This is a genomic window from Algoriphagus ratkowskyi (assembly GCF_002150505.1).
Taxonomy (GTDB): domain Bacteria; phylum Bacteroidota; class Bacteroidia; order Cytophagales; family Cyclobacteriaceae; genus Algoriphagus; species Algoriphagus ratkowskyi.
This window is the reverse complement of sequence record NZ_MSSV01000015.1, coordinates 1-26,530: the sequence shown is the minus strand read 5'-3', so window position 1 is coordinate 26,530 and position 26,530 is coordinate 1. Positions and strand designations below refer to the sequence as shown.

The following is a 26,530-nucleotide window of genomic DNA, read 5'->3' as shown; positions in this document are numbered from 1 at the left end:
CCTAATTAATCCGTTGTAAATCAGAGCACAACACTACTTTTACATATTTCGTATGTTCCTAAAAAATGCTTAGATTAAATCTATGTCTGACATTTGTTAAGAACTTCAAAAACGACTTTTTGTAATTTTTCATGAATCACGATCTAAATCGTAAGCAATCAATTGTCTTTTTCTCTGACATAGTCGGATATACGTTATTGATGGGTAGAGATGAGGATCAAGCATTTGAACTGATGAAGCAGAATCTTGAGCTTCATAAGAAAGTGTTAACTGCTTATCATGGATTAGTCATCAAAGAACTCGGGGATGGAATACTGGCTACTTTCGAAACAGCCGAGGAAGCTTTAAATGCTAGTTTTGAAATTCAAAAAGAGTGGCTTAAAACAAATGAACTCAAGCTTAGGATTGGTCTTCATTGCGGCGGAATTATCTTGGATCATGGCGATGTATTTGGTGACGCAGTGAACATAGCTTCACGAGTTCAAAGTATAGGAGTACCATCATGTATACTTTTTTCATCCAAAGTACTAGAACAAATCAAGCCATATTCCCACTTCGAATACGTCAGTTTAGGCTCATTCCGACTAAAAAATGTAGCTAAAGAATTAGACATATATGCTCTAAGTAATCACCCCCTTGCGGTACCAAAACGCAAGGAAATGATCAGCACAATTAAATTTCAAGAGAAGGAGCCTTGGAAATTTTGGGTTGCATTAAGTGTTGCAATACTTCTGTCAATTTTGTTAATCTATTCTCTTGTTTGGAATGGGTACACCTGGGAAAAGGACAAATCGGTGGCGGTGTTGCCTTTTGAAACTATAGGTGTTATAGAAGGGCAAGACACATATTCTAAAGATGTCACTGAAGAAATAATAGACCAATTATCAGAAATCAACGATATCAAGGTCATTTCCTACTCAACTGTAAGCTATTTTACCCTAGGTAATATCAATATAGACTCAATAGCCAAAGTTCTCAAGGTTTCTACAATTCTTCGCGGATCCATTCAATACCTTGGAGAAATGACCAAAGTAGATGTTCAGCTAATTGATAGTGAAAAAAATAAAAATCTATGGACAGAATCTTTTACTAGAAATGGGAAAGATTTATTGACAATCCAAAGTGAAATTGCAAAGGAAATCTCCAGGGTATTAGGCATTTCTTTGACAGCCAAAGAAGAGGCAGAAATTGGGAAGGTAATTACATCTAGCCCAGAAGCTTATGAATGGTATTTAAAGGCGAAAGATCATTATGCAAAATATACATTGGCAGACATGAAAATTGCTGCAGAATATTATAAAAAGGCTATAGAAATAGATCCAAATTTCACTCTGGCTTATGCAGGTTTAGCAAATTCATATGCCCAATTCCCTAGTTTAAGTGAAGATCAATCTTGGTACGAGTCAAGTTTAGAAGTTAGTGAAATTGGTTTGCAAATTGACCCAAACAATGCTGAACTATATAAGTGCAGAGGGAATATCTACTATAATTTAGGCCAGATTAATAATGCCAAAAGGTCATATGAAACAGCTTTATCCTCTAACCCTAATTATAGTCCGGCAATAGGTAATTTAGCTACGATTAACTTCTCAATGGGAAACCTAAGTGAATCTTTAATTGGGCAAAAAAAGTCTTCCAGTTTAAACCCTATTAATTATAAACCATACCAAATTGCAGGTTGGATCTATAGAATATTTAATCAGCCGAAAGAGGCATTAAACTGGCTTAATAAGTCAATTTCCTTAGCTGAAGATCCTGACACTTATAGCCTAATTGCGACAGTATTTATTTCGAATGATAAGATAAAGGATGCAAATGAATTAATTCCAAAAACTCTTACCCAAGAACCTAATTATAAAAATTTTGAATCTGCAGGTTTCATTTCTTTTTTCTCAAAAAAATACCCAGAAGCAGAACAATACTATAAAAAGTCGATCTTAGAACACTCCGATTTTGAAGAGGATTTATATTATGTGGTTCCAATAAATTACTCTTTCCTATTATTAAACAAGGGAGATAAAATAATAGCGGATAGCTTATTAAAGAAAGCGATTGAAATCCGGGAGAAAGCTATTTCAGAAAATAATGATGATTACAACATTAGACTGGATCTTGCAGCAGCTATGGCAATAAAAAAACAAAATCAAGAGGCTTTGAGATATCTTCGGGATGCCTTTGATTATGGCTGGAGAGATTTATTTTTTGTTACACAAAATCCCATATTTTATATACTTAAGGATGACCCCACTTTTGAAGAAATTATTTCACTAGTTCAGCAAGAAATTGAAAAAGAAAATCAATTAGCGACTTCTTTGAATCGAAGCCGCTAATTGAAAACCAGACAATTCGAAATTATTGGACTTTAGCAATTGGATACTTAGATGAAAAGTCATTATTCGCAGTTAATCCATAAACAATTTGTGCGTTAGTTGTTGTGGGTGCTCCTCCTGATGCATGGATGATCCCAGAAACCATTGCTGCGGACATAGATGTTCCACTTAATACAGCATACAAATTTCCTTTATAAGTAGAAAATACTATTTCTCCGGGCGCTACAAAATCAATAGAAGGCTTTATATACGTAGAGAAATCCGAATAAACAGGCATTGAGTAGGTTGATGTTGTAAAGTCAAACGTAGTTTTTATCGATCCTACAGTAATTAAATATGGGTTAGAGATTAAATCAAAACATCCAGGATAAAAATTATTTGAATTCTTCGCCTCGTTTCCAGCAGCCATAACTACGTATTTTTCAGCCTGGGCCAAATTATAAATACTTATTAAAAGTTTATTTCTAGGAGAATTATTCCCTGCAATTTTGCAATCGTTTCCGGGATTACTAGTATTAGTAAAGAAAGCACCAATACTTAAATTAATAATATCGAAAGGTTGAGCATATTCTACTATGTATTCCATGGCCTTCATGACCTTTTGCCAATTTCCAAATCCAAGCTTATTTATCACTTTGATGGAAACAAGTGGAGCACCAGGTGATACTCCATTCATGCCTAGCATGTTGGCATCTGAATTATTATGAGCTAGACCAGCTGCAATACCGGCACAATGAGTTCCGTGACCTATTTCATCTTCCAAAGCGTTCGATTCACCCGGAACAAATGATACTGATAAAGATTTATTAATTTGGTTTTTTAGATCCTGATGTCCTCCATCTATGCCTGAGTCCACTATCCAGATTTTCGAGTTCAAATTTCCTACCTCGCCATTAGGATTCACATATTTGACATTTGTACTTAAATGAGTGGTTGAATCATATTGCCATTCTTGCATTTTTGCCCGAATATTTTGATCTACTGGGTTTCCTTGCATTGTAGCCCTAATATTTTGGAAGGTGAAGTTCTTTTGCGCACTTACTACAATAGGATTATTCAAAAATTCAAGTGCTTGATGTGTGGTAATATTTTCGATTGATATTGCTGAAAAACTTATAACAAACACATTATCTTCAGTCACTTTAAAAGGAAAGTAATCTTGAACTGCATTGAGTATATCCTGTTTTTTCTTCTTTATCTGTTCTTTATTAAAATCTTGTTTTACAAAATCAAAATTTTCACCTATAATCGGTTGGAACTGCTCTTCATCAAGAAAAAACAGATATGAACCGGGTATCAAGTCTGCTGAATTTATCCCCATTGGATTTAGGGGATCTTCAATTTGAGAATTTTGATAATTTGTATTTTTAGAAATCTGGTTTCTTTTACAAGAAATCAGAATCAAACACAATAACAGAGGGAAAAATATCTTTTTCATAGCTATAAAAATTTAATTAGTTAAAAATCAACCGATTAACGGCATATGAAGCTAAGAAAACTCAACACTATTCAAAAATATTCTTAAATTTTTTTTACAAAAAACCTTATTCAAAAAGCATTATTTCTCTTTGGAAAGAATCTCCTTATACATTTCAATATTCTGATAAACTTTAGCGTCAAGTTCTGGCTCTTGGATATCCGTGAGTTTTTCCATCTGTTCTAAAATTGCTTTTGCAACTAACACACGAGCAGTTTCTTTGTTGTCTGAGGGAATTATAAACCATGGCGCATGAGGCTTGGAGGTCTTATTAATTGCCTCCTCATAGCACTTCTGGTAGTCATCCCATCTTTCTCGCTCCTTCAGATCTCCTGGAGAAAACTTCCAATTGTGTTTGGCTTTATTAAGTCGTCGTAATAGTCGCTGTCTTTGCTCCTCCTTACCGAGATGCAAATAGAATTTTAGGATGATCGTTCCATTATCAGAAATCTGCTTCTCGAAGTTGTTGATCTGTTCAAAACGTTTCTCCCAAAACTCATCAGTTATATCATCTGTTGAATTGATTCCTGGGATATTTTCTCCTAAAATATATTCAGGATGGACGCGTGTCACAAGAACATTTTCATAATGAGTGCGATTGAATACACCATATTTCCCTCGCTGAGGCAAGGCTACAACATGGCGCCACAGGTAATCATGTTGAAGCTCTAGTGTTGAAGGCGTTTTGAAGCTATGGACTACAACCCCACGAGGATTAAACTCCTTGAAGACTTCACGTATCAAACTATCTTTCCCTGCCGTGTCCATTCCCTGCAAACAGATTAGCACAGCGTACTTATTATGAGCATACATGATATCCTGATGCTCGCTTAGTTTTTCTCTCAATTTATTGAGTTCCTTCTCCTTCTTTTTTTCCGAAGACTCTAAATCAATTGCTGTTGGTATCTCTTTTAAGGAAATTGTCCTGCCTACTCTTAAGTTATCTATCGAAATATTTTTCATGTAGTTTGGAGTTTTGAATTGATATAATGAAGGTTTTCAAGTAAAGAACAAGATAATATTTTATCTTAACCCAACAGAAAAACCCCACCTTTTATCAACCATTCCCAATCTTTAAAATGAACCAAAATTTTATCTCACCAGGTGTAAGTAATAGATACCTGGCACTAGACGTACTACGTGGGTTGACCATTGCATTTATGATCGTAGTCAACACAGCGGGCGACTGGAGCAATTTGTTCGCGCCGCTAGCTCACGCATCTTGGCATGGATTCACGCCTACTGACTTGGTTTTCCCCACATTTCTTTTTGTAGTCGGTAATGCGATGAGCTTTTCCATGAAAAAGCTTCAACAAATGCCTAGCAGTGAGTTTTTCAAAAAGGTTGGAAAGAGAACTGTTCTGATATTTCTGATCGGTTGGTTACTTAATGCTTTCCCATTTTATGACATTTCCGCTACTGGTGCTATCAGTTTTATTGATTTGACTGAAGTTCGTCTTTTTGGTGTATTACAGAGAATAGCGCTTTGCTACTTCTTTGCATCAATCGTTCTGTATTATGGAGGCATCAAATTTGGCTGGATATTCAGTACCATCGCTCTGCTGGGCTATTGGGCTATCATGTATTTCTTCGGTGACGCTGGCGATCCCTACAGCCTGACAGGAAATGCTGCTATCAAACTTGACTTGGCCCTTATAGGTCCCGAAAGAATGTACGGCGGAGAAGGAATCCCTTTTGACCCAGAAGGAATCTTGAGTACGTTGCCAGGAATCGTTAATGTAATTGCAGGCTATCTCGCTGGGAAAATGATCCAGAAATTAGGAAACACCATGGATGCTGTAAAGAAATTAATTGCCATTGGATTAGTACTTATTGTAGTGTGTTATGCCTGGCACATATTTTTCCCTATAAATAAAAAAATCTGGACAAGCTCCTATGTACTGCTAACCACTGGGATTGACCTGTTCCTTCTTGCACTTCTTGTTGCTGTGATAGAGATCAAAAACTGGAGAGATTGGACCTATTTCTTTGAAGTTTTCGGGAGAAATCCGCTTATTCTTTATGTTTTGTCTGGTCTAGTGGTCACTCTTTTATCCATGATTCCAATTGGAGATACGACAATTAAAGGTTTCATCTATCAAAATTTCTACACGAGTTGGCTTTCTCCAAAAATGGCTTCGTTCCTCTTTGCCAGTAGTTATATGATGATCATTTGGCTCATTGGACTATGGATGGACAAGAGAAAAATATACATCAAAGTCTAAATACAATAATTCGGTAATCACATATATATCTATAAAAATGTATCTTGAGGTAAATTTTTAACCTAAGTTATATTTTTATGATACTAAAAATTGGAGTTTACAATGTAGCGTGGATGAGGGATCTTTTTGACACCGAAGGAAATCCAAAAATGACTGGAAAGGAACTTAGCAGGAGTCAACAGCTAGCCGAGGTGATCTCAGCAATGAATCCAGATTTCTTAGGAATAGCAGAAGGCCCAAACACGCTGGTGGACGGCTCAAAAACTGCTTCTGAGCAAATGGAAGTCTGGACTCAAGCTTTTATTTCAGGGTCAAACTATAAGGGAATTCACGGTTTTCCATCTGCTGGTCAGCAGGAACTATGTGCGATTTACAAACCCGACAAGGTTAACGTTCTTTTTACTCCTGAGACTAAGGAAGGAAAGCGATTTGATCAACCGTTCCTACAAGACACCACCAATCGACTGATAAAAGAGCAATACAGACACTATCGTCCTCCGCTTGAACTGAGTATCTTAGGTCTGGACGATAAGATGATCACACGCGTTATTATAGCCCACACCAAATCCAAAGGGATTTTTGATATGGTTGATTATGCTCGATTTGAACAGATATCTGCTAGAGATCGGCTCAAATTATTCGCAGAATGCATGTCAATACGGGAGCGATGTGATGAGTATCTGGAAAAAAACCAACAAGTCATGGTCATGGGTGATATCAATGACGGATTTGAACTGGACTTCTATGAAAATAAATTCTCGAAAAGTGCAGTTGAAATTCTACTGGGTGATCTTTGGAAACCAGATTATGTATTGAAAGCAGTTCTACCTAAACCAAAACTCAACAGCTATGGCTACACGCCAAACTCCAGTAGATACACGGATAGAATTACTGGAGATAAGATCAATGTGCTAATAGACCACATACTAGCTAGCCAAAGATTAAAAGTATTGAATGGTACTGTATGGAACCCGTATTCAGAAAAAAGCAACCCTATAATTCAGTCAATAAGCGATTCTCTAAAAAAAGCTTCGGACCATTTTCCCGTTCTTTGTGAAATAGAAACATCAAATTCATAACAAACTATGGATCAGGCAGCACAAACAATGATTGACAATCTAGAGAAGAACACTGGAAAAAGTCTCGATCAATGGATTGCATTAGTTCACAAAGAAGGTCTTAAGAAGCATGGAGAAATCCTTAAATTCTTAAAGTCAGATCATGAGTTTACTCACGGATTTGCTAATCTTGTAGCACACAAAGCGCTAAAATCTGATGCTGCATCTGCATCAGATTCAGATGAGTTGATCAATAAGCAATACAAAGGAAAGGAGCATTTTTTGCCGATTTATGAAAAACTAAGGACTGAGATTAAAACATTTGGGATAGATGTGGAATTTGCCCCGAAAGTTTCTTATGTGAGTTTAAAGCGGAAAAAGCAGTTTGCGATGCTAATTCCAGCTACCAAAACTAGATTTGAAATCGGTTTAAATTTGAAAGGTCTTCCTGCTGAAGGGATCTTGGAAATCGACACAAAAACCAATGGCATGTGCAGTCACAAAATTTTCCTATCCGATAAATCTGAAATCAATTCGAAAGTAATTACTTGGATTAAAACCGCTTACGAAGCAGCCGGATAACTTGTATCAGCACAAAAAAGGATCGCATTTAGTCAATTGCTGCAATGTATATTCTGTAATTTGGGGATATCTTATTTTCTAAATTGATATCTCCTTTTTCATGCCTACTTACAAAGATTACAAATGTCCCCCCATCAAAAGCTTTATTGTTTCACTTTTTATCCTTTTGGGACAAAACGCTTTTGCCCAAAGCACTGAAAAAACTTATCACAAGGCAGAGTATTTCCTCAGTACTAATATCCAGCGCGAAGTTTATCACTTGGATGTGATTCCAAATTGGTTAAACGACAAAAAGAGCTTCTGGCATCAGACTTACACCGAAGATGGCATGCGTTTTTTTCTTACAGATATTGAAAATGGAGAGACCAAAGTAGCCTTTGATCATTCCGAATTAGCTAATTTATTAAGTGAAAAAAGCGGAGAAATAATTGATTCTGAAAATCTACCATTCAAAAGAATTCAATTTAAAGATGATGGTTCTGCAGAATTTGATTGGAAAAATAAGACCTGGACTTACGCCAAAGGCGGTCTTGAGTCAAAAGGAATTTCAGATGAATCCAGAGACAGAACAGTTTCTATTTCCCCAGATGGCAAATGGAAAGCCTATGTGAAGGACTTCAATCTTTTCGTAGAAAATCTAGAAACAAGCGAGGAAATTCAGCTGAGTTACGATGGTAAAAGGGATTTTGAATATGCATCATTCTGGGGATGGTCAGATATGGTTCTTGGAGAAAACGGGCAGCGGCCGGAGCATTTAACTATTAATTGGTCACCAGATTCCAAGAAAATCCAAACTCAGATTGTCGATTTACGCTTAGCCGAGAAGATGTTACTTTTAGACAATAGTCAAGATGATAAATTTCGTCCTCAATTGATGGGATACTATCGAGCATCGCCAGAAGACACTTCGGTAGTGATGTACACGCCTGTTTTGTTTGAAATAGAAAGCAAAAAAGAGACAAGATTCCCTGGACTTTCACTTCCACATTTTATAGAAATGTATTTCAATTGGGATGATAATAGTGAAAATTTTTACGGAACCTATTTGCAGAGAGGTTTTAAAAGCTTTGATATTCTTGATATTAACGTAGAGAGCAAGGAAATCCGAAAGGTCTATTCTGAATCTTCTGAAACTCATATTAACAACAACAATATTTTCAGACGATTGGAGAATGGACAATTCATCTTAGGAACCGAGAAATCAAACTGGAATCAGCTTTATCTGATGGATTGGAAGACTGGGGAACTAGTGAATCAAATCACTTCTGGAGATTATGTCGTCAAAAACATTCTTTCTATTAACGAAGAAGAACGAGTCATTTACTTCGAAGCTGCCGGAAAGGAAAAAGATGTGAACCCTTACTATTCCTTTGTTTATAAAGTAAATTTTGACGGTTCTGGGCTTGCATTATTGACTCCTGAAAACGCATTTCATGACATCAGTTATGGAAGTGGAAAGGATTATTTCATCGATAATTATTCCACAGTGGATCAACCCACAGTATCCGTAGTTAGGGAATTGAAGACTGGTAAGATTGTACATGAGATCTCCAAAGCAGATATCTCTAATCTGCTAAAGAAAGGATATCAAAGCCCGAAGCAATTCACAGCAGCAGCAAAAGATGGAAAAACTACTATTTATGGGATTTACTATATGCCGACAGATTTCAGCTCCAAGAAAAAATATCCAATCATAGACTATACCTATTCTGGACCCCACATTGATATTACCCCTAAAACATTCCGAGCTGGATTAGTTGGATTACAGCAACCGATGGCTGAGCTTGGGTTTGTAGTAGTAACGGTGGATGGACTTGGCACACATGGTCGAGGAAAAGCATTCAACGATGCATCGTATAGAAATCTAGGCGACGGCACAACAGATCACGTTTTAGCGATCAAGGAGCTGGCAGCTAAAAACAAATTCATGGACGTGAGCAAAGTTGGGATATTTGGTCACTCGGCAGGCGGCTATGATGCGGGCAGGGCAATGTTGCTACATCCTGATTTTTACAAAGTAGGCGTTGCTTCTGCGGGAGATCACGATCACAGGATGGAAAAAGCCTGGTGGCCAGAGATGTATATGGGATATCCAGTGGGTGATTTCTATCATGAGCAATCCAATGTCACCAATGCCGCAAATCTCAAGGGTTATTTACTTTTGGCACATGGAGGAATAGATGAAAATGTAAACCCATCGGCAACTTTCAAGTTTGCAGAGGCGCTGATTAATGCTGGGAAAGACTTTGACTTATTTATCTGGCCTAGTAGAAATCACAGCTTTGGAAGAACTGACGGCGATTATTTCACCAAAAAGCGTTGGGATTACTTCATCGAACATCTGATGGGTGAGCAACCTATTAGGCATTATCAGATTCAGAAGTGATAAATTGAGATATTATATTGGGAAATAGCACAACTCAGATTTTTCGAAAATCACAGGAAAATATACCTCAGGGATAGATTAACTCATAAAGACTTTTTAAGACAATCTAAAGCCATGTAAGTCATGCTTCTCCGAAGCAATGAGATCCGATGCATTGATTACGGTAATTTCCATAAAATAATTGTTAAAATAACCGCCTCAAAAAAATTAAACATAACTATTTCAAGGAGGAATTTACTTATTTAATAATAGACAATAAAAAAGCAGGAGAAAATCTCCTGCTCTTTATTTGAAAACTAAACCAACTATTATTTAACTACCACAATGAATTCAAAAATAATAAATTTATAGTAGAATCAAAATTCCAAATAAAAATTTGTTCTGTTTATTTCTTCTCAGGGAAGTTACCACGTTTAAATGCAATTCCCAATGCTAATCCCTGACTAAATTGAACTTTATTATCCTGGTCCAAATCGTAGATCATTAAACTAGTCAAACTAACATTTACAAGATTGGAAACTTTGGCTGTTAGCCCGAAGTCTAAGCGGTGATCTATTGCATCGAAAGCAAAGGTCTCATAGTTAGCGTACATTTGATACCTAACCATCAATGACAAATTTTCAGACAATTTCTTATTGTAGTCAGCCATTAAGCTGAATGCTAACCACTCGGTGCGTACGGTCTCTCCTATTGGCACACCATAGTTTTTCGGCACATTCAAATACAAATCTTTATCCGTGACGAATGTCCATCTAGGAGAGAATGGAGAAATCCGTAAGCTAAACTCATCATTCGGTTTATATTCTACACCTAGAGAGGTAGTAAAATAAGCAGGATTGGCAAATTTTGAGATTAGTATCGGTTCGGCATCTTCGGGGAATTCATAACCAGGAGCAAACTGGGAAAGAAAATTAACAGCAAAGAAATAATTCCATTTATCATTAATCTGGTAGCCTACTTTTGAATCAAGAAAAATACGGTCATTAGATTTACGACCTTCCTCACCTTTGTTTTTCACCACACCATAGATAAAATCCATTGTGTTGTCCCAAGACCATTTGTCTTTTGCATAATTTGCACGACCGTTGAGATACACGCCTAAGGCTACCGAGTTTACTCCACCACCTTGCCAATTTCCACTGAAAGAAGCCTGGTTAAGATTTAGTCCTCCCTGAGTTTCCTTGAGCCAATAGCTTGTATCTTTGGGAGTCAATGCTATGTCTTCTTGGGCAAATGCTTGCCCAAAAAACATGAGTGAAAGAAAAAGTGTAGAAATTCTTTTCATAATTAATAGAAGTTAAAATATTTCAATACAATTAAATAAAATACAAATATGGAAAATGACTTGGAAAATGAATTGATAATTCGTGATTATTTAGCCCGACAGCGAACAACTCTGTCTAATGACAGGACCTTACTGTCATTTATTCGAACATCTCTGTACTTTATGGTTTCTGGTACAGCGCTGTTTGAAGTTAAACAACTAGATCATGTGAGACAATTAGGATACTTGGCATTTGGATTGAGTTTGGTGTTTTTAATCGTCGGTATTGTGAATTATCTCCGCATCCGTAAAAAGCTTAAAAAAGGAAATTACTTAAAAATGTAATAAATGACGTTCGAAATCGGCCTTGTTTTTTTTATTATTATTAGTGCAGTTATTTTATTTTTCACGGAGAAGTTCACCATAGATACTGTTTCAATCGGTGTAATGGTAGCATTTCTATTAACGGGAATTTTGGAGGTGGATGAAGGTCTTTCTGGATTCTCAAATCCTGCAACGATCACCGTAGCCGCCATGTTTGTTGTATCGGCTGCAATCTTCAACACAGGTCTATTAGATAGTTTCACCCAGAAGCTAAGTTCTCAAGCAGGTAAAGGTCAAACTCATCTGCTATTCACGCTCATGATTTCTGCCGGATTCCTTTCTGCATTCATCTCTGATACCGCTGTAGTGGCATTGCTGATGCCAGCAGTAATACGCCTTAATAAAACAGATAATATCCCTCCTTCCAAGTTGCTGATGCCCCTTTCATTTGGTGCTCTAATGGGTGGGATTTGCACATTGCTGGGTACTAGCACGAATATATTGGTGAGTGGAATCGCCGAAAAATCTGGACTTCCTTCGTTTGGAGTATTTGAAATGAGTTTAATGGGTTTGGTATTTTTCGCTACAGGATTGATTTACATGCTGACTATCGGTAGATGGCTAACTCCAAGTAGAAAACCCAAAACAGAAATTGGAGAAAGTATTCAGCTGGGCAACTATCTATCAGAATTGGTTATTCAAAAGGATTTTGAACAATTAAATGAGCCTCTTTTCAAGCAGGCTATCTTTGAAAAACTGCCAATAAAGGCATTGCAGATCATTAGATCAGATGGCAGAAAAGTTCGTGTTTATCCAAATACATCTATTCAAGAAGGTGACATTATCAGAATTAACAGTGACAAAGAAAACTTGGAGAAAATCAAAACCACTAAAGGAATTGAGCTAAAAGCTGATTTAAAATGGAATGTCGAAAATATTACAAACGATGATGAAAGGCTTTATGAAGCCATGGTAACGCCTAATTCATTCCTAATAAATAAAAGCATTAAAGATCTGAATTTCAAAAAACTCTACAATCAAGTTCTTGTAATAGGAATAAGGCACAGATCTGATATGCTGGAATCTCTACTCGCTAGAACCGCTTTGCGAGCAGGGGATATTTTACTGCTTCGGGCAACCGATGAATCAATCCAAAGTATTGAAAGCAGTGACGATTTGCTCCTTTTGTCTGAGACAAAAAGCAAAATTCTCAACAAGAAGAAGAGCTTTTTAACGCTTGCTGTGCTCGCCTTGATCATTGGATTGGCCTCTTTCGAAGTATTCCCAATAGTAGTAACTGCGGTGGCAGGAGCAATCACACTAATCATGTTACGCTCACTTAGTGCTGAACAGGCGTACAAAGCCATTGATTGGAAAGTAATCCTTATGTTAGCTGGTGTTCTGTCAATGGGAATGGCATTAGAAAAGACAGGTGGATCTCAGCTTATTGGCTCTTCGATCGTAGATGGAGTTGGACAATATGGCCCTAGAGCTGTGATGAGCGCATTATTTGCGTTAACCTTTATGCTCACCAATGTGATGTCAAATAATGCAACTGCCGCCCTCCTGGCCCCAATAGCAATTAGTATTGCAGCTGCACTTAATGTTGATTCTCGTCCAATGCTAATGGCTGTGACATTCGCTGCAAGTTTGAGCTTTATGACTCCTATGGGTTACCAAACTAATACCATGATTTACACCCCAGGAAACTATAGATTTAGCGACTATATTAAAATAGGAACTCCTTTAAATTTACTACTTTGGATAGTTGCCACGATAGGCATCCCTTATTTTTTCCCATTTTAATTTGTCTAAAAATTGCCTAAAAATAAATATCTTATCTCTGTCATTTAAGTTAAACATCGTAACCCAAAAACAATTATGAAAATCTTCAGTATAGTACTAATCGTCGCTGGCATTTTAATGCTTTTCAGCAATAGCTTTTCTTTTACGACAAAAGAAAAAATAGTGGATGCAGGCCCAATTCAAATTAGTGCTGATAAGCAAAGAGAAGTCAATTGGCCTACCTATGCTGGAGGAATTATACTTGCTGCAGGAGTTATTTTGTTGGTAGTAGATCAGAAAAAAAAGTAATCTCTGAGTACTTATCACTTTGTTCCATTAACTCCATTTGCATTTGAAATTAGCAGCAGTAGATATTGGTTCCAATGCTATACGAATGCAGATAACCAGCATAACTCAGTATGAGGGGGTCATAAAATTCAAAAGAATTGAATACTTACGATTCCCCTTACGCTTGGGTTTGGATGTGTTTAATACCCAAAAAATCACCGAAGGAAATCGGAGAAAATTCATCAAATTGATGAAGGCGTTCAAGATCCTTATCGATCTATATGAGGTCGATGACTACATGGCTTGCGCTACTTCTGCGATGCGAGAAAGTGTAAATGGGAAAGAGATTGCGTTAGAAGTTAAGGAAGAGATTGGGCTGAAAATCAACATTATTGATGGTAATAAGGAAGCCGAATTAATTAATAAATCCCTTAACAAATTCTTCGACGAAAAAACTTATTTACACATAGATGTAGGCGGAGGAAGCACAGAGGTTAATATTTATAAAAATCGTGTAAAGTTAAGCTCCAAATCATTTCAAATTGGTTCAGTTCGATCCTTGGATCATAAAGAAGCTACCTCTGTTTGGAATTCTATGGAGGACTTCGTCCAAAAATATTTAGAAAATTCTCATTCGGTCATTTCTATTGGAACTGGCGGGAATATCAATAAGATTTTTGAACTTTCCTTACCACGAAAAAACAAGCGCTACTTGGACGTTGAAAAGATCGAATACGTCCTTGATCAGCTACAAAAACTCACTTTTGAGGAGAGAGTAAACAAGCTTAATTTAAATCATGACCGAGCTGACGTAATTATTCCTGCTGGAAAAATCTATCAGCGGATTATGAAGGCAGCTAATTCTAAGAAGATGCTTGTGCCTGATCTGGGTTTGAAAGATGGAATTATTCAAGTGCTCTATGAGCGAAACAAAACAAAAAAGCCTCTTATATAGAGGCTTTTTCTGTTAATCTACTAGCTGAACTTGCATAACACTTTCTGCATCTAGATTAAAAAACTCCCTATGAACGTTGAATTCAGGCTCTTCTCCTACTGGCGTTTTAGCTAAGTAAGTGCCATCTTCCTGCATCACATAAGAGTTTACATTATCCTTTAGATTATAGGCTAGAATATTCATTAATTGTTTCTCTAGCAAGGGAGACTCAACTTTGAACAATGCCTCTAATCTCTTGTCAAAGCTTCGGACCATCATATCTGCGCTCCCCGCGTAGGTTTTGGTATCCCCATTATTGTGAAAATGATAGATTCTAGAATGCTCCAAGAAATCACCTACGATAGATAGCACTTCAATATTTTCACTCAACCCTACTCTTCCAGGTCTTATACAGCAAATCCCACGGATAATTAATTTAATCGTTACTCCTGATTGTGATGCCCTATACAATGCATAGATCATCTCAGAATCTTCAAGAGAATTGACTTTAATGAAAATACCGCTTGGCAAGCCATTTTTTGCGTTTTCTGCTTCTTCCTCTATGTATTCGATTAGCTGATTTCTCATATCACGTGGCGCCGTGATTAGGTTTCGGTATTGCGATGGCATTGAGTGCCCAGTGATTACGTTGAAAAATTCTGATACATCATTTGCCAAAATCTCATTGGTAGTCATCAAGCCAATGTCTGTATATAGCCTAGAGGTATCTTCATTGTAATTGCCTGAACCTAAATGAACAAATCGAGTAATCTCACCTCCATCACGCTTCACGATAAGTAAAAGCTTGGTGTGAGTTTTCAAATTTGAAATTCCGTAAATAACGAAGCAACCGGCCTTTTGAAGCTTTTTAGCTTCTCTAATATTATTTTCCTCGTCAAATCTAGCTTTCACCTCAAACAGCACAGAAACGTGTTTTCCATTCTCCGCGGCTTTAAGCAAAGCTTTTGTTATTCTACTATCTTTTGCAAGCCTATAAATTGTCATTTTGATAGCCATCACATCAGGATCCTCAGACGCTTTTTCTATCAAATCTAAAATTGGTTCTATGTTATTGTAAGGATGGTGCAGCAAAATATCCTTTTCCTTCAACACATCGAAAATATCTGCTACTCCTTCATCTTGGTAGGAAAGTGGCTTCACAGGATCGGTAATTTGTGGCAAGCGCTCACGGAATTTTTTGTTTCCTACAATCTGCCAAAGTCCGGTAAAATCAATCATACTGGTTCTTTTAACCAGAAATACAGAATCCATTTTCAGGTTCCATCTTTCCAAAAGTGAATTTATCATCCACTTACTATAGCCTTCTTCGATCTCTATCTTAACTACACGCCCACTTTTTCTCTCCATCAACTTTCGCTTCACTTCTTCCAGAAAGTTTGCGTCCATATCTTCACTTTCTTCCAAGGTAAAGTCTCCATTTCTTGTGATTCTGAAAAGACTAATCCCTTCGATCTGTACATTTCTGAAAAGTGAAATAATATTTTCACGGATCACTTCCTCGATAGGTATCAACAAAAGTGAGTCTTCTCGCTCTATTTCAAAAAACCGTGGAATATTTGCTGGAATCTGCACAAAACTCATTTTACGCATATCCTGTCTATCTCCTGGACTTGTGGTTACCACACCAAATACCAAGAGCTTATTCATCAAAATAGGAAAAGTGCGATACCCGTCATACACCATTGGCGTAAGCATAGGATAAATAGCTTTCAGAAAATAATCGTGTACTTTCTCTTGCTCTTTGTCAGTAAGCTTAGACAGATTACTCAATACAACTCCTTGTTCCTGCAACTCAGGCATAATTACTTGAGTAAAATGGTCGTGCTGATCAGAGTGAAAGGCATGACTCTCATTCATCAGCTTAGCCTTGAATGGTTCCTCTCTCAATCCTGAATAATCTACTCGCTCTTTATCATAGTCGAGATAATTGTAAAGTGAGCCTACTCGGATCATAAAAAACTCATCCAAATTGGAAGCAGTTATTGCCAGGAATTTAAGTTTTTCAAAAACGCTACGATGCATTTTCTTGGATTGATCCAAGACACGCTCATTAAATTTCAGCCAGCTTAAGTCCCTACTTACCAGATCACTCTGTTGTATTATCGAATCGTATTTTTCAACCACTTCCAATTTCATTGCATTCAAAGTTATCAGTAAAAAAAGCAAGTCAGATCTTGCTTTCCTAATTTGGGATTATAGTTTTATTAAAATAAAAAAGGGGCTAAAAAGCCCCTTTTGAGTAATTATGAATCGATTTTTGCGTATTTCGCATTCTTCTCGATAAACTCTCTTCTCGGGGCTACTTCATCTCCCATCAGCACACTAAAGAGATGATCTGCTTCTGCTGCTGATTCAATATTAACCTGTTTAATAGTCCTCACACTTGGATCCATCGTGGTAGTCCAAAGTTGCTCTGGATTCATTTCACCAAGACCTTTATATCGCTGTATACCCACACTATCTTCTCGACCATCCTTAGCCATATCAGCAGTATGCATTTTGCGTTCTTCTTCTGTCCAGCAATATCTCTCATCTTTACCTCTTTTCAATAAATATAATGGAGGTAAAGCAATATATAAATAGCCATGCTCGATCAATGTTCTCATATACCTAAAGAACAATGTCAGAATCAAAGTACGGATGTGAGATCCGTCAATATCAGCATCCGTCATGATGATGATTTTATGATAGCGAAGATTAGTTAAGTCTAATTCCTTGTCATCATTCAAGGTTCCAATTTTAACCCCAAGTGCGGTAAGAATGTTTTTAATCTCTTCGTTATCGTAAATTTTGTGCTCATGCGCTTTTTCTACATTCAGAATTTTACCTTTCAAAGGCAAAATGGCCTGAAAATCACGATCACGACCTTGCTTGGCAGATCCACCTGCCGAGTCCCCTTCCACTAGGTATAATTCACAAACTGTAGGATCTGAATTTGCACAATCGGCCAATTTACCAGGAAGACCTCCGCCTCCAAGTATATTTTTACGCTGGACCATTTCACGCGCTTTTTTAGCTGCGTGTCTAGCTTGTGCCGCCAAGATCACTTTACCTACGATAATTTTTGCTTCCTTAGGATGCTCTTCCAGCCAAGACTGCAAAGCTTCGGAAACGGCACTATCAACGGCTCCAACAACCTCAGAGTTACCTAATTTTGCTTTGGTCTGACCTTCAAATTGTGGTTCCTGAACCTTCACTGAGATTACTGCAGTAAGACCTTCACGAAAATCATCACCAGAAACTTCTAGCTTTAACTTATCCAACATTCCGGATTTGTCAGCGTAAGATTTTAGCGTTCTGGTAAGTGCTCTTCTAAATCCTGAAACGTGGCTACCGCCTTCGTATGTGTTAATTGTATTCACATAAGAAACTACATTCTCAGAATACGAAGTATTGTAATTCATAGCTACCTGCACAGGTACGCCATTCTTTTCTGTATCTATAGAAATAGGTGTATCGATGATTTTCACACGACTGACATCTAAGTATTGGACGAATTCTACCAGTCCTCCTTCAGAATAGAAATCATCAGATTTTACAGTCCCATCATCCTCAGTTTCTCTTAGGTCAGTAAGTAATATTCTGATACCTGCATTCAAAAATGACATCTCACGAAGTCTATTCGCTATTGTCTCATATTTGAATTCTGTAATAGCAAAAATTGTAGTATCAGGCTTAAAGTGAATCGTAGTTCCTCGACGATCGGTAGTTCCAACCTCTCTTGCTGAATACTGCGGAGCGCCGATTTTGAATTCCTGTTCAGTGATTACCCCGTTGCGATAAACTGTTGCCTTTAAATCTTCAGAAAGTGCATTCACACAAGAAACACCCACACCATGCAATCCTCCTGAAACCTTGTAGGTATCTTTATCAAACTTACCTCCGGCGTGCAGCACAGTTAACACTACTTCAAGAGCTGACTTCTTCTCCTTTTCGTGCATATCTGTAGGAATTCCACGGCCGTTATCTTCGACGGTGATGGAATTATCTACATTTACAGTGACTTTTATCGTATCGCAATGCCCTGCAAGTGCCTCATCTATAGAGTTATCGACTACTTCCCAAATAAGGTGATGGAGACCTCTTATCCCAATATCACCTATATACATAGCAGGCCTCTTACGAACCGCTTCAAGACCTTCTAATACCTGAATGTTACCGGCACCGTATTCGGCTGGATTCTTAGCTTTATCTTCACTCATATGTTTTGGAGAAAACCCTTAAATCGGGTCAAAAAGGGTGATTTTATGTTCAATTATAGATTCGGCAAGGTAGGAAAAAAAAGTGACTTTTCACAGCTTTAACACCTTCTCTGTTGCATAAAAATAAGCGTTTTGCAGGACACCTTAAGTTATTGGTTTTATGGGTATTAATATTGATTTGCACTGAGCATTACCAAAGTGCAAGCTTCTAGAACCTCAATACCTTTAGCATTTGCTTTTTGGAAAAAAATAGGATTTTCAGTCCCAGGGTTGAAAATGATTCTCTTTGGGCTCAGACCAATCAAATAATCAATCCATTCCTCCTGATTGGCGGTGCCAATATAAAGGGTAATGGTATGAATATTTTCCAACTGAGGTTTTGATCGGAGATCGATGATTTTCTCACCAAAAACCTCACCCGTTTTAATTCCTATGGGAATGAAAGGAACTCCAGCGCGAGCTAATCTACTCGCTGCAAAATAGGCATACCGAGATGTGTTAATCGTTGCCCCTACTATTAATGTTAACTTATCAGACATCGCCTCTACTTCCAAAAGTTCTATCTCGCTCAAAGGTATCCATATGCCTATGCTTTTTGGTTTCGTAGATATCAGCTAGAGTGATCAAAATTCCAGTTTCTTCTACTTCTCCAAACTCATCATTCAAAGCGGTTCCAAAGGTCATCATCGTTGGTGACAAGTTCATATAAGTATTGATCAGTGGTGGGATATTTTCTCCATAAGTACGAATCTTACCATTAAGTAACTTATACCCCTCTTTGTATTCTAAGCCTTCAAATGGATTTCCATTGTTTGGAAGATCTGTTTCGTAGCCTAACCTTAAATTCTCCTTGGGCTTTACCAATCCATCATTGTCTGGGAAATAGTAATTCATAAACATGAGGAGCAAATCTCTTCCTTCGCGGCTGAAGTGAGGATACATCGTTACTTTGCCAAAGAGATATTTGACATCAGGATTCATTAAAACTACAGCTCCTAGCCCGTCCCACAGGTTATCTAAACTGAAAATTCCTTTTCTATTATCTAATGCAGGTTGGTATTTTGGCTGCACGAAGGAACGGCCCAACTCGATGGTAGAAGGAATAAAATCTTTTACAAAACGGTCAGAAAAATCAAATAAGTGAGTGGTAGAAAGATTTAAGCTCCCATCACTATTAATTGAGTTTTTGCATTTTATCAATCTGTAACCAGCCACTATTTCTTCATCTTCAGGATTCCAAGTGACTAACTGATCATAGCAATTATCGCAGATATCATTTTCATCTAAATCAAGCTCTAGACCTGTACCGCCTCCCGCTGCTCTGAAAGTCAGTTCTCGTAATCTTCCAATCTCTCGAACGACGTTCGGGGAATTATGATAATTAACCAAGTAAACCAGGTTGTCCCCATTATTTGTATATCGTAAAAATCTTTCCGGTCTTAGTTCAGCTTTCAGTAGCTTCTTATCTATTGGCGGAATTATCGCTGCTTCTCTATTCATCCTTTTTTACCAAGTTCGTAAACTACATCCTTCACATGTTCCGCCCAATCTCTATCCGACTTGGATGAGTTTAGGCTTTGATAGGAAATCTGTTCACCTACAGTGATTACCACTTTTTTTCCTTGCTGCTTGTATAATTCATCAGCTAAATAAAACATTTCAATATTCGCTTTGATCCCAATCTTCTTTCTCCAAAATGCCAAATTGTAGAAGAAACTGGAATTCTTTCCGCCTATAAAACAAGGTAGGATATCTTTTTTGTATTTCTTTGATTTGGCTATAAAGCTCTTTTTCCATTCCAAATCCCTAATACCAGAATCATCCTTCCGAGAAACTAATCCTGCTGGGAAAATTATCACTGCATAAGACTCTGAATAGGCTGATTCAATGGCAGCCAAAGTATCGCCTGAATTCTTACCATGCTTATTGATAGGTACAAATAATGGATCAAAGTTTTTAAGAGCCATCAATAGATCATTCACAAGAAATCGCATATCAGTTCTGACACTACTGATGGCTTGCATCAAGGCTATTCCATCTATTCCACCTAAGGGATGGTTAGCTGCGAGGATAATCCCGCCAGTCTTCGGGATATTCTCCGCTCCTACCAGTTCTACTTCTATATTCAATTCACTGATTATACCTTTTGCAAAATCTATCCCATGCAAGTGATCCACTCGATCCAAGACTCCATTCATCCATTCCTCGTGAGTTACGCCTTTTATATAGTTCAGGATAAATCCCGGCATCCATCTCAAAAGTGCAGGGTTTTTAGAAGCTATGAGTTTCTCTATATCGATAAATTTCTTGGACATTAATCTGGGTGGTTCGCGGGTAGGTCTATCAGCAAGAGATGAAATAGTAAAATTTCAGCTTTAAAGTAAGGCTAAAAGTACAAAAAAACAGGTTTAACATTGCGATTCGAAGTGGTGATGGGATTACTACCCTGAAAACCAATCCAGTTAATTTATGTTCTGGTGAAAAACCGATGCGATCAAGTGCTATTCTCTTGATGTTTAACTGCTCATTTCCTTTTTCCTTCCAAAAATACTTCGCGGATACTCCTATCAAAATGTGAATCTAAAGATGCCTTCCTACATGCCTCCAATTAATTCCTTATTTTTGCTCTCTGAAATCGAGCAGGAGGAAATCGTAACTAACGGATATGATTATCACTCATGTGAGATACCATGTGGTAATTAAATAATAAATTATAAACACATGAAAAACGACACCTTATGAGCGAAATCATCTTATCACTTTGTCCCGGCCCTTGGCAAGATTATGAACTTATTGACACTGGAGGTTTTGAGAAATTGGAACGCTTTGGAAAATTTATACTTAGCAGGCCAGAGCCTCAGGCAATTTGGGATAAAACACTTCCAGAAAGTGAGTGGAGAAATCTAGCACATGCACATTTTGCTAAAGAAAAAAGCAATCCTGAAAAAGGAAATTGGGAGCAATTGAAGCAAATGCCTCATAACTGGGCAATTGAATATACTAATCCTGAAGGACTAAACTTAAAACTGAATCTGGCTCAGACTTCGTTCAAGCATATTGGACTCTTTCCAGAGCAAGCCGTCAACTGGGATTATTTATACAAAACCATCAAGCGTTCCCCAGTACCTAAACCTAAGGTGCTAAATCTTTTTGCCTATACAGGTGCAGCGAGTGTGGCGGCAAAAGCTGCAGGTGCAGATGTCACCCACTTGGATTCGGTGAAGCAGGTCGTGACTTGGTCTAGACATAATATGGAATCTTCAGGTCAAGCCGACATCCGCTGGATGGTGGACGATGCAATGAAATTTATCAAGCGCGAAGCTCGCCGAGGTAATAAGTACAATGGAATCATCCTTGATCCTCCAGCTTATGGTCGTGGTCCTGATGGAGAAAAGTGGGTTCTCGAAGAGCAAATCAATGAAATGCTGAAAGTCTGCGCTGAAATCTTAGACCCAAAAGATCATTTCCTATTGCTGAATATGTATTCGTTGAGCTTCTCTTCGCTCATCGCAGCAAACTTGATTAATACTACTTTCAAAAATGTACAGAACGCCGAACATGGCGAACTTTACCTTCAGGATAATCAAAACAAAAAATTGCCATTGGGAATCTTCTTTAGATTTTCGAGTTTTTGAACTAAACCAGCACAATGAATAACCGACAGCTTTTCCTTCAGCATTTAGCACAAACGACTGATTTCCCTTTGATGATCGAAGTGGAAAAAGCAGAAGGGATTTATCTTTTTGGGTCAAATGGGGAGAAATACATTGATCTAATCTCTGGAATCGGCGTGAGTAATGTCGGGCATAGGCACCCAAAAGTTCTGGAAGCAATACAAGGCCAACTTGACAAATACCTTCATCTGATGGTGTATGGTGAGTATATTCAAAGTCCGCAGTCACTTTTAGCAAAGGCACTTTGCGATACCTTACCTGAGAAATTGGATAATGTCTATCTAGTCAACAGCGGAAGTGAAGCTATAGAAGGCGCGATGAAACTTGCAAAGCGCTACACGGGGAAGCCAAATTTTATCTCCTGTGTGGATGCTTATCATGGAAGTTCACACGGTTCCTTGAGCATTGGAGGAAATGAGATTTTCAAACAAGCTTATCGTCCCCTACTTCCTGGAGTAAGCCATATAAATTATGGTAAGCTCTCAGATTTAGAAACTATCAATTCAGATACTGCCGCTGTAATTATCGAAACGATCCAGGGTGAAGCTGGAATTAGAGTTGCTACCAAAGAGTATTTTCAAGCTTTGCGTACCCGCTGTGATGAAACTGGCACTTTGCTGATTTTGGACGAGGTGCAGTGTGGCTTTGGCAGAACAGGCAAGTTCTGGGCTTTCGAGCATTTTGAGATCATTCCTGATATCGTGGTTTGTGCCAAGGGCATGGGCGGCGGTATGCCAATCGGTGCGTTCATCGCCAATAAAGAGGTGATGGGAGTATTCAAAAACAATCCAATTCTAGGACATATCACCACTTTTGGAGGACATCCAGTAAGCTCTGCAGCTTCTTTGTCCACAATAAAAATCCTATTAGAAGAAAAGCTAATTGAGGAGGTGGAAGAGAAAGCCAATTTATTCAAATCCCTTTTGGTACATCCAAAAATCAAAAGCATTAGAAATAAAGGATTACTAATGGCCGTAGAATTTGATTCCTTTGATGTGTTAAAACCTATTATAGATACAGCGATTGAGATGGGTGTGATCACAGATTGGTTCTTGTTCTGTGACGATTCTATGCGAGTTGCACCTCCACTTACTATTACTACCGAGCAGATTCATGAAGCCTGTGCGGTGATTTTGCAGGCAATTGAGAAGGTATTTCCTTCATAGAATTCCTTTCAGTTTTAAATTGAGAAACTTCTTGCTCTAGCAAAGAGTTAATAACACAAAAGAAATACTATGCGAAATCAAGAAAAGAAAATATACCCAGTACAGAAGTCTGAACAGGAATACCGTAAAGAATTGGATTCAGATTCCTATCGAGTTCTTAGAGAGAAGGGAACAGAAAGAGCTTTCACAGGAGAATACAACCTGAATAAGGAAACTGGCATCTATGAGTGTAAGGCTTGTGGAAATGAGATTTTTCACTCTACTAATAAATTTGATAGTGGTTGTGGATGGCCAAGTTTTACCAAGCCCGTTAAACCAGAAGCTATAGATGTGCATATGGATCACACGCACGGTATGATTCGGGAGGAAATTTTATGTGCCAATTGTGGTTCACATCTAGGACACCGTTTTCCAGATGGCCCATCCGACCAAGGAGGTATCAGATATTGCATCAATTCTGTGAGTTTGGATTTTGAGAAAGAGAAATAGTCAACACTATTTTGATCAGCTTTCAGTGAAATGTATGCGATAAATGATCTTGCTGATTTTATCTTAAAAAATCTAGATAATAAAACACTTCAAGGTGGAATCAATCAGTTTGTCCACAAAGTTGAACCATGCAACTTTTTAAAAAAAAGAGCACATTTAGACAGTTGAGATCTAAAAGTGAAACGCGCTAAAAAAAGGAGACAAAAACAATGTCTCCTTTTTTTAGCGTTTTTTTTTAACTTTTGGCGTCCTGAGAAGTTGGAACCTTTGCGTAAGCTGGACATGGCTTGCTGGAAGCACAAGCTCCCAAAGCTAAAATCCCAATTAATAATGCTGCTGTGGCTAATTTTTTCATATATCTATTATTTCTTTTTTTTGGCCATCCTGATAACTATCGTGAAGAATCTTTCAAGGTCACCCCTATCTTTATCAGGTCATGCTAGATCTCATCTGGTGGCTTGTCCCGTTCAAATATGTTCAATTAATTTTTAGATTACAATTACTGCACCAAAAGGTTACATCCTCTGACCTCGCTGTTGTCAAATCTTCCCAGAACTTCAAGCATCCCGTTTTCATCAAATCTGCCCAAATCCTGAGTTTCTATAAAGGCACAAGAATGGAAATTTGCCAGATCGATCACATTGATTCCCCCCTGAGATCGCTGTGAAATAGACAGTGGATCATTTACATCTCTAAGCATAACGCGCATAGAATTAGGAAGTGTATATTTCCCCAAACCTTTTGAATAAGCTTGAGACATGAGCTCTGTCATACCATATTCAGAGTAAATTGCTTCTACTTCAAAAAATGGTTTTAAAATATCATGCACTTCCTCTCGGATCATTTCCTTTCTCCTACCCTTCATACCTCCTGTTTCCATGACGATAAGATTTGATGGAGGATTAAATTTTTTTCCTGATTCTGCAAGATCCAATAAGGCAAAGGTGACTCCTATCAATAGAATAGTTCGATTATCTCCAGCCAGGCTTTCCATTTTCTCCAGCAATTCCTCTTCATTGTATAGATAAAACCCTGAGTGCGAAGAATTACTTTCTCGGATAAAATGATCCGCCATACTCACGAGACTACTCCCCTTTCGCTCTAGGTAAGCAGGCAAAAGTGCCAGTATATGGAAGTTGCTTAGTGAGCTAAAATTACTTTCAAATATCTCTTGTGCATGATCTAAGTAACAAGACTCAGACCAGATGTAATGCCTACTCGTGATCATTCCTGTGGTGCCACTACTAGAGAAAAAATCAGGGAAATCTGCTTTATCTCCAGAAATCACCGGATGGTCTTTGAAAAAACGAATAGGAAGGAAAGGGATTTGATCCAAGGATTTGACCGATTGCGTAGTTATGTTACGAGCCTCCAGGTACTTCCGATAAATCGGATTTTCCTGAGACTGGAATTGAAAAAGTTCTAGCGCAAGATCCTCGAAATCTTCCGATTTCAAATTACTTAGCTTACTCGAAAAACTTTTAAAATCCTGCATCGTTTTATATTTTGCACTATCCAACCAAAGTATTGGTTTAATTTGGTGGTAAATTTACTTTCACCCTATGCGTTTAAAAAGCTATTTAGGAATATTCTTTTTGTTGCTTGTGTTTTCATCTTGCATCAATCCTCCAGATGATTTCCCCTCTGTCCCGCAAATCGTGTTTAAATCACTGGAATATGCTCCTACTGCAGGTGCAGACTCATTGATTATAAGCCTACGTTTTCAAGATGCTGAGGGAGACCTTGGCTTATCTTCTACCGATGATGATCCGCCTTTTCAAGATGTGGATTTCCAAAGAGACTCCCAAGGAAAGTTAATTACCTACAGCACTAGGCCTACAGAGGCACCATCCTACAACCCAATCGATTGGTTAGTAAATCCAATTATAAATAATCTAGTTGTAAAGGACACCGTATGGGTTAAACAAAACCCCAACCAATTCAATATTTTCTTAAGATTCTTTATCAAGAGAAATGGACAGTTCAAGGAATTCAAATGGCAAGACCCTCCTTTCTACACTACTTTTAACGGTAGATTCCCGAGAATTTTGACTAGCGAAGAAGGTCAGGCTGTAGAGGGAGATATTCGTTACGGGATGCTTTCATCAGGATGGGAAGCTATTTTCAGAACAGACACCATCAGAGTAGATGTTTCAATACAAGATAGAGCGCTCAATAGAAGTAATGAGGTGTCTAGTCCAGAAGTTACTTTGAAGCAGATTACTAGGTAGTTTTTGGTTGTGGGTTGTTGGTTGTGGGTTCTTGGTTATTGGTTTTTGCGTTGTTGTCCGATGTCCGATGTCCGGTGTCCGATGCCTGGTGCTT

General features: G+C 37.9%; 22 protein-coding genes. 13 read left to right on the top strand and 9 right to left on the bottom strand.

The annotated features are described in order from the left end of the window. Positions 1-131 precede the first annotated feature (131 nt). Entirely contained in the window at positions 132-2,330 is a 2,199-nt protein-coding gene (locus tag BVH02_RS14705; protein WP_086502225.1) for a tetratricopeptide repeat protein, read from the top strand. 22 nt (positions 2,331-2,352) lie between these two features. Here the strand turns inward: BVH02_RS14705 and BVH02_RS14700 are convergent, their stop codons facing one another. Continuing rightward, positions 2,353-3,768 (bottom strand): S8 family peptidase, encoded by a 1,416-nt coding sequence (locus tag BVH02_RS14700; RefSeq protein WP_086502224.1) that lies wholly within the window; start codon positions 3,766-3,768, stop codon positions 2,353-2,355. Between the two features lie 120 nt (positions 3,769-3,888). Beyond that, a complete protein-coding gene (locus BVH02_RS14695) occupies positions 3,889-4,770 on the bottom strand; it encodes a PPK2 family polyphosphate kinase (RefSeq protein WP_086502223.1) in 882 nt (293 codons plus the stop codon). Between the two features lie 116 nt (positions 4,771-4,886). Between BVH02_RS14695 and BVH02_RS14690 the strand changes: the two genes are divergently transcribed. From BVH02_RS14690 to BVH02_RS14675, 4 genes are all read left to right on the top strand, one after another. Next, entirely contained in the window at positions 4,887-6,032 is a 1,146-nt protein-coding gene (locus BVH02_RS14690; RefSeq protein WP_086502222.1) for an acyltransferase family protein, read from the top strand. A gap of 77 nt (positions 6,033-6,109) precedes the next feature. After that, complete coding sequence (locus tag BVH02_RS14685) at positions 6,110-7,111, top strand: endonuclease/exonuclease/phosphatase family protein (protein WP_086502221.1); 1,002 nt, start codon at positions 6,110-6,112, stop codon at positions 7,109-7,111. 6 nt (positions 7,112-7,117) lie between these two features. Continuing rightward, the gene (locus BVH02_RS14680) at positions 7,118-7,672 is read left to right on the top strand and encodes a DUF4287 domain-containing protein (RefSeq protein ID WP_086502220.1); all 555 of its coding nucleotides are present in this window, start codon (positions 7,118-7,120) and stop codon (positions 7,670-7,672) included. Positions 7,673-7,772: 100 nt separating this feature from the next. Continuing rightward, the gene (locus BVH02_RS14675; protein WP_086502219.1) at positions 7,773-10,058 is read left to right on the top strand and encodes a S9 family peptidase; all 2,286 of its coding nucleotides are present in this window, start codon (positions 7,773-7,775) and stop codon (positions 10,056-10,058) included. Positions 10,059-10,443: 385 nt separating this feature from the next. Here the strand turns inward: BVH02_RS14675 and BVH02_RS14670 are convergent, their stop codons facing one another. After that, positions 10,444-11,343, bottom strand: a complete 900-nt coding sequence (locus BVH02_RS14670; protein ID WP_086502218.1) for a DUF3078 domain-containing protein — start codon at positions 11,341-11,343, stop codon at positions 10,444-10,446. Positions 11,344-11,391: 48 nt separating this feature from the next. On the opposite strand from BVH02_RS14670, the gene BVH02_RS14665 reads away from it, so the two are divergent. The 4 genes from BVH02_RS14665 (at position 11,392) to BVH02_RS14650 (ending at position 14,674) form a co-directional block, all read left to right on the top strand. Continuing rightward, complete coding sequence (locus BVH02_RS14665) at positions 11,392-11,667, top strand: YidH family protein (protein ID WP_086502217.1); 276 nt, start codon at positions 11,392-11,394, stop codon at positions 11,665-11,667. 3 nt (positions 11,668-11,670) lie between these two features. After that, positions 11,671-13,452: an SLC13 family permease gene (locus BVH02_RS14660; RefSeq protein ID WP_086502216.1), complete on the top strand. Its 1,782-nt coding sequence runs from the start codon at positions 11,671-11,673 to the stop codon at positions 13,450-13,452. 75 nt (positions 13,453-13,527) lie between these two features. Beyond that, the gene (locus BVH02_RS14655) at positions 13,528-13,740 is read left to right on the top strand and encodes a hypothetical protein (RefSeq protein WP_086502215.1); all 213 of its coding nucleotides are present in this window, start codon (positions 13,528-13,530) and stop codon (positions 13,738-13,740) included. Positions 13,741-13,783: 43 nt separating this feature from the next. After that, positions 13,784-14,674, top strand: a complete 891-nt coding sequence (locus tag BVH02_RS14650) for a Ppx/GppA phosphatase family protein (RefSeq protein ID WP_086502214.1) — start codon at positions 13,784-13,786, stop codon at positions 14,672-14,674. 12 nt (positions 14,675-14,686) lie between these two features. Here BVH02_RS14650 and ppk1 read toward each other — a convergent pair whose 3' ends face one another. The 5 genes from ppk1 to BVH02_RS14625 form a co-directional block, all read right to left on the bottom strand. Next, positions 14,687-16,810: a polyphosphate kinase 1 gene (ppk1, locus tag BVH02_RS14645; protein ID WP_086502213.1), complete on the bottom strand. Its 2,124-nt coding sequence runs from the start codon at positions 16,808-16,810 to the stop codon at positions 14,687-14,689. Between the two features lie 107 nt (positions 16,811-16,917). Further along, on the bottom strand, positions 16,918-18,876 hold the full coding sequence (gene gyrB, locus BVH02_RS14640; protein ID WP_086502212.1) for a DNA topoisomerase (ATP-hydrolyzing) subunit B: 1,959 nt from the start codon (positions 18,874-18,876) through the stop codon (positions 16,918-16,920). A 167-nt stretch (positions 18,877-19,043) separates the two neighbouring features. Continuing rightward, on the bottom strand, positions 19,044-19,448 hold the full coding sequence (locus BVH02_RS14635) for a CoA-binding protein (RefSeq protein WP_317045437.1): 405 nt from the start codon (positions 19,446-19,448) through the stop codon (positions 19,044-19,046). Beyond that, positions 19,408-20,376 carry a GNAT family N-acetyltransferase gene (locus tag BVH02_RS14630; protein WP_086502210.1) on the bottom strand — a complete coding sequence of 323 codons (969 nt, stop codon included), beginning with the start codon at positions 20,374-20,376 and terminating at the stop codon, positions 19,408-19,410. The genes BVH02_RS14635 and BVH02_RS14630 overlap by 41 nt, the downstream gene beginning before the upstream one ends. Continuing rightward, a complete protein-coding gene (locus tag BVH02_RS14625) occupies positions 20,373-21,191 on the bottom strand; it encodes a 1-acyl-sn-glycerol-3-phosphate acyltransferase (protein ID WP_086502209.1) in 819 nt (272 codons plus the stop codon). The genes BVH02_RS14630 and BVH02_RS14625 overlap by 4 nt, the downstream gene beginning before the upstream one ends. A gap of 423 nt (positions 21,192-21,614) precedes the next feature. Here BVH02_RS14625 and BVH02_RS14620 point away from each other — a divergent pair, with 423 nt between their 5' ends. From BVH02_RS14620 to msrB, 3 genes are all read left to right on the top strand, one after another. After that, the gene (locus BVH02_RS14620; protein ID WP_086502208.1) at positions 21,615-22,511 is read left to right on the top strand and encodes a class I SAM-dependent methyltransferase; all 897 of its coding nucleotides are present in this window, start codon (positions 21,615-21,617) and stop codon (positions 22,509-22,511) included. Between the two features lie 14 nt (positions 22,512-22,525). Continuing rightward, positions 22,526-23,716 (top strand): aspartate aminotransferase family protein, encoded by a 1,191-nt coding sequence (locus BVH02_RS14615; protein ID WP_086502207.1) that lies wholly within the window; start codon positions 22,526-22,528, stop codon positions 23,714-23,716. Between the two features lie 69 nt (positions 23,717-23,785). Next, positions 23,786-24,205, top strand: a complete 420-nt coding sequence (gene msrB, locus BVH02_RS14610) for a peptide-methionine (R)-S-oxide reductase MsrB (protein WP_086502206.1) — start codon at positions 23,786-23,788, stop codon at positions 24,203-24,205. 499 nt (positions 24,206-24,704) lie between these two features. Here the strand turns inward: msrB and BVH02_RS14605 are convergent, their stop codons facing one another. After that, complete coding sequence (locus BVH02_RS14605; protein WP_086502205.1) at positions 24,705-25,700, bottom strand: acyl-CoA synthetase family protein; 996 nt, start codon at positions 25,698-25,700, stop codon at positions 24,705-24,707. A 67-nt stretch (positions 25,701-25,767) separates the two neighbouring features. On the opposite strand from BVH02_RS14605, the gene BVH02_RS14600 reads away from it, so the two are divergent. After that, positions 25,768-26,436: a hypothetical protein gene (locus BVH02_RS14600; protein ID WP_086502204.1), complete on the top strand. Its 669-nt coding sequence runs from the start codon at positions 25,768-25,770 to the stop codon at positions 26,434-26,436. Positions 26,437-26,530 lie beyond the last annotated feature (94 nt).